We start from the raw sequence: 4,433 nt of genomic DNA, 5'->3' as shown, positions 1-4,433 counted from the left end.
AACCACACCTGCCCGCCGCGTGCGACTTCAACCCCGGTCCTCCTTCGGCTCCCGCCGCTCCAGCGGGTGCAGCGCCGGGCCCTGGAGGACGTCGCCGTCGACGCCGAAACGGGAGCCGTGGCACGGGCACTCCCAGGTCCGCTCGGCGGGATTGAAGGCCACCAGGCAGCCCATGTGCGTACAGACCGCCGAGACGGAGTGCAGCGAGCCGCCCTCCTCCCGGTACACGGCGCAGGGCCGCCCCTCCACGCGCAGGACCTCACCCGTGCCGGGCCGGACATCGTCCACCGTGCGCCGCGCACCGGCGCCGAGCGAGTCCAGCCGGTCCTTCACGAAGTGCTTGCCGACGTCCCACTGCGCCTTGGCGACGGCGGGCGCCGTGCGGGCGACGGCCCCCGGCCGCCGCGGATCGTAGAGTTCCGCCCACTCCCGCTCCACGGGGCGGCCCGCGACGAGGGAGCCGAGCAGCAGACCGGACAGGACCCCGCCGGCCATCCCCCACCCGGCGAAGCCCGTGACCACGTACACATGGCCGTCGCCGTGGTGCAGGGGACCGATGAGGGGGACCGTGTCGGTGGAGGCGTTGTCCTGGGCCGCCCAGCGGTGGGTGATCTCCACGCCGGGGAACCTCTCCCGCGTCCACCGCTCCAGACGCTCGTAGCGTCCTTCGGTGTCCGGTTCCGTGCCCGGGGCGAAGACCTCGCCGGTCACGATCAGCAGCCTGCCGTCCCCGTACGGGGCGGTGCGCACCGAGCGCTTTCCCTCTTCCTGCGTGATGTACATCCCGTCGGGGTCCCGGTCCGCGGGCAGCGGCCCCGCCACCACCAGATCGCGGTGCTGGGTGAGACGGGCGGTGAGCATGCCCCGGTCGAAGACCGGGTGGTGGGTGGCGACGACCACGTCCCGCGCGGTCACCGAGTCGCCGGAGGACGTCGTCAGGCGGCAGGGCTCGCCCCGGTCCAGGTCGACGACGCGGGTCCGCTCGTGGATCCGCCCTCCGCGCGCCGTCAGATCCTCGGCCAGCGCGCGCAGGTACTTCCGCGGGTGGAACTGTGCCTGCCCCTCGACGCGGACCGCTCCGGCGACCGGGAAGGGCAGTCCGGTCTCGGTCACGAACGACGCGTCGAGCCCGGCTTCCCGCGCGGCTTCCGCCTCGGCCCGCAGTTTCTCGACACCGCCCGGATCCTCGCAGTACGTGAAGGCCGCCCGGCCTTCGAGCTCGCAGTCGACGCCGAGCTCGGCCGCCACCTCGCCGATGTGACGCACCGCGGCCATCTGCGATTGCGCGTAAGCGCGGGCCGCGTCCGGGCCGCGGGACTTCCGGAGGTCGTCATAGACCAGGGTGTGCAGGGCGCTCACCTTCGCGGTGGTGTGGCCGGTGACACCGCCCGCGACCCGGCCGCCTTCCAGGACCACCACGGAGCGGCCCGCCCGGGTGAGCTCCCAGGCGACGCTGAGTCCCGCGATGCCTCCACCGATCACGGCCACATCGGCCTCGGTGTCGCCGGTGAGCGGGGGATAGGCCGGGAAAGCGGCCGTCCGCAGCCAGTGGGAACCATGAGTGCCGGTGAGTTCGTTCATAGGGCGCGATTGCCCTGAAAGCCCCCGGGGATGCGTGGCGACCCCTCGCTCAGGGGCCGCCCTCGTACGCCAGCGGGCTCTGCGCCAACCGGGTCAGGAGCTCGGCGGGGTCCGCGTACACGGCCTCCGCCCCGGCGGCGCGAAGGTCGTCGGCGGGAATGCCCCCGCACAGCAGGCCCACGCACGCCACCCCGGCCCGGCTCCCCGCCTTCATGTCCCAGACCGTGTCCCCGACCAGTACGGCGCGCTCCGGCGGCACCTCGACGAGGTCGAGCGCGTGCCGCACCGGTTCCGGCGCGGGTTTGCCCTCCTCCACGTCGTCGGAGCTCGCCGTCCGCGCGATCACCTCGTCCGCGTCGATCGCACGGCGCAGCGCCTCCAGCTCATGACCGCTCGCCGACGTGACGAGCACGACCGTCCAGCCCTGGCCGGCCACCGTCCGCAGCAGTGTCCCCGCCGAGTCCAGCGCGGGCAGCCGGTCGAAGTAGGTGGCGTACAGCGTCTTGTGCGCGGCGCTGATCGCGGAGTCCTGCCGCGTGTCGCGGGCGTCGCCCAGCAGATGGGCGATGAGGTCCTCGCTGCCGAGCCCGATGGCCCGGTGGATGGCGTGCATCGGGACGTCGTGCCCCGACTGGCGGAACGCCTCCCACCACGTGACCACGTGCAGATGGTTGGTGTCGGCCAGGGTGCCGTCCACGTCGAACAGAGCTGCGCGGGTCATCCTGGGTCGCCTCCTTCGACGGCGGGTCGCTTCCTGGCGCGGCTACCCGCGCACCAGGGGAGAAACCGCCGCGCCCGAAGAGGCGTGGAAACGCGCGGCGCGGGCACCTGCGGCTCATGCGCATGATCAAGCCGCCGAATGTGTACGCCCCTCAGGGAGACACGGAACTGCTGTTGGAGGTCCTGGCCGACGAGGACGTCCGGCCAGGCACCCGTTCGCTGGACCTGTGCACCGGCACGGGCATCATCGCCATCGCCGCCGCCCTCCGGGGCGCGCGCGCCACCGCCGTCGACGTCTCCCGGACCGCGGTGGCCACCGCCGGGCTCAACGCCCGGCTCCACGACTGCCGGGTCCGGCTGTACAGGGGAGACCTGGGCCAGCCGGTGGCGGGGGAACGGTTCGACTTGGTCACCGCCAATCCGCCGTACGTACCGGCCGAGAACCCCGAGCCGCCCGCGCACGGCCCGGGCAGGGCCTGGGACGCCGGGCCCGACGGGCGCCTGCTCCTCGACCGCATCTGCCGCCAGGCGCCGCTCCTGCTCAACCCGTCCGGTGTGCTGCTGCTCGTCCAGTCCTCGCTCTCCGGTGTCACCGCCACCATCGACGCCCTCCACCGCGTCGGCCTGGACGCCGAAGTGGCCCGCAGCCGTACCCAAGCCTTCGGGCCGGTGATGACGGCCCGGGCGGACTGGTTCGAGGACCGCGGACTCGTCGAGACCGGGCTGCGGACCGAAGAGCTCGTCGTCATCCGCGCGACCCGCGCCTGAACCGGCGACGAGGAGGCATCCATGGCAGCCAGGGCGCGCCGTCCGGTGCGAAGACATCCGTCCACGTCGGGCGGCGCACGGTCGAGGTGAGCCGCCCGGGCAAGCACCTGTTCCCCGAGGAGGGCATCACCAAGGCCGATCTCGTCGACTACTACCGTACGGTCGCCCCGCGGATGCTGCCCCATCTGCGCGGGCGGCCTCTCATGCTGGAACGCCACCCCGACGGGATCGACGCCGGGGGGTTCATGCAGAAGGACCTTCCGGAGTACTTCCCCGACTGGGTGCACCACGCCGAGCTGCCCAAGTCGGACGGCAGGGTCACCTGCGTGATCTGCGACGACACCGCCACGCCGGCCTATCTCGCGAGCCAGGCCTGCATCACCCCGCACCGCTTCCTGTCCAGGGTCGACCGGCCGGACCACCCCGACCGGCTCCTCTTCGATCTCGACCCGGCCAGGGACGACTTCGCGCCCGTCCGGGACGCGGCACGACAGCTGCGCCGGCTTCTGGAGGAGGTCGGACTGCCGTCCGCCGTCATGACCACCGGCTCCCGCGGACTGCACGTCCTCGTCCCGCTGGACCGGCGTGCCCCCTTCGACGACGTACGCGCCTTCGCCCGTGACCTCGCCCAACTGCTCGCGTCCCGCCACCCCGACACGCTCACCACCGAGGCCCGGAAGAAGGCGCGCCGGGGCCGGCTCCATCTCGACATCCAGCGCAACGCCTACCCAGACGGCCGTGGTGCCCTATGCCGTCCGCGCCCGTCCCGGCGCGCCCGTCGCCGCACCGGTCACCTGGGCCGACGTCGAGTCACCGGACCTCACCGCGGGGCGTCGACGCCTCGCCGACGTCGACGCCCTGCTCCGGGACGACCCCTGGCACGACGCCCCGCGTCGCGGCCGCTCGCTCGGCCCGGCCCGCCGACGCCTCGCCGCCCTGCGCGCCTGAGCGGAGCCACCTGGGAGATGCGGGCCATGACCGGCGCCCCGCAGTTCCTGCCCTCGCAGGCGCTGCCGGACGTACCGTACGCCGACTTCGCGCGGTCCGTGGGGCTGGGCGGCCTGCGGGTGGAGAAGCCGGGCGACGTGCGGGACGCCTGGGAGTGGGCGCTGGCCTCGGACCGGCCGTGCGTCCTCGACTTCCTCACCGACCCGGCGGTACCGCCGATTCCGCCCCACGCCTCCCTCGACCAGATCGAGGCCGCGGCCGCGGCCGTGCTCCAGGGCGACAGCGACCGGGCCGCCGTGCTCAAGCAGGGCTTCAAGGCGAAGGTCCAGGAGTTCCTGACCCCCCGCAAGTCGCCCGCCGGCCGAAGGCATTGAGGGCGGGTGAATGAAGTCCCGGACCTCGGGCAGGCGAGTCAA

3 protein-coding genes and 2 pseudogenes are annotated in these 4,433 nt (G+C 73.4%); 3 read left to right on the top strand and 2 right to left on the bottom strand.

The features are described 5' to 3' along the window. Window positions 1-27: 27 nt before the first annotated feature. Together ABZY12_RS34200 and ABZY12_RS34195 are read right to left on the bottom strand one after the other, a co-directional pair. Window positions 28-1,581: an FAD-dependent oxidoreductase gene (locus tag ABZY12_RS34200; RefSeq protein WP_356897335.1), complete on the bottom strand. Its 1,554-nt coding sequence runs from the start codon at window positions 1,579-1,581 to the stop codon at window positions 28-30. 49 nt (window positions 1,582-1,630) lie between these two features. Then, entirely contained in the window at window positions 1,631-2,302 is a 672-nt protein-coding gene (locus tag ABZY12_RS34195) for an HAD family hydrolase (RefSeq protein ID WP_356897333.1), read from the bottom strand. Window positions 2,303-2,418: 116 nt separating this feature from the next. Here ABZY12_RS34195 and ABZY12_RS34190 point away from each other — a divergent pair, with 116 nt between their 5' ends. The 3 genes and pseudogenes from ABZY12_RS34190 to ABZY12_RS34180 form a co-directional block, all read left to right on the top strand. Further along, window positions 2,419-3,069 (top strand): HemK2/MTQ2 family protein methyltransferase, encoded by a 651-nt coding sequence (locus ABZY12_RS34190; RefSeq protein WP_356897331.1) that lies wholly within the window; start codon window positions 2,419-2,421, stop codon window positions 3,067-3,069. A 17-nt stretch (window positions 3,070-3,086) separates the two neighbouring features. Further along, a pseudogene (gene ligD, locus ABZY12_RS34185) lies at window positions 3,087-4,017 on the top strand (non-homologous end-joining DNA ligase). 8 nt (window positions 4,018-4,025) lie between these two features. Further along, window positions 4,026-4,391, top strand: a pseudogene (locus ABZY12_RS34180) (thiamine pyrophosphate-requiring protein); the annotation flags it as partial. Window positions 4,392-4,433 lie beyond the last annotated feature (42 nt).

It is taken from the genome of Streptomyces sp. NPDC006551, from assembly GCF_040611675.1.
Lineage (GTDB): Bacteria > Actinomycetota > Actinomycetes > Streptomycetales > Streptomycetaceae > Streptomyces.
This window is presented reverse-complemented; position numbering and strand designations above follow the sequence as displayed.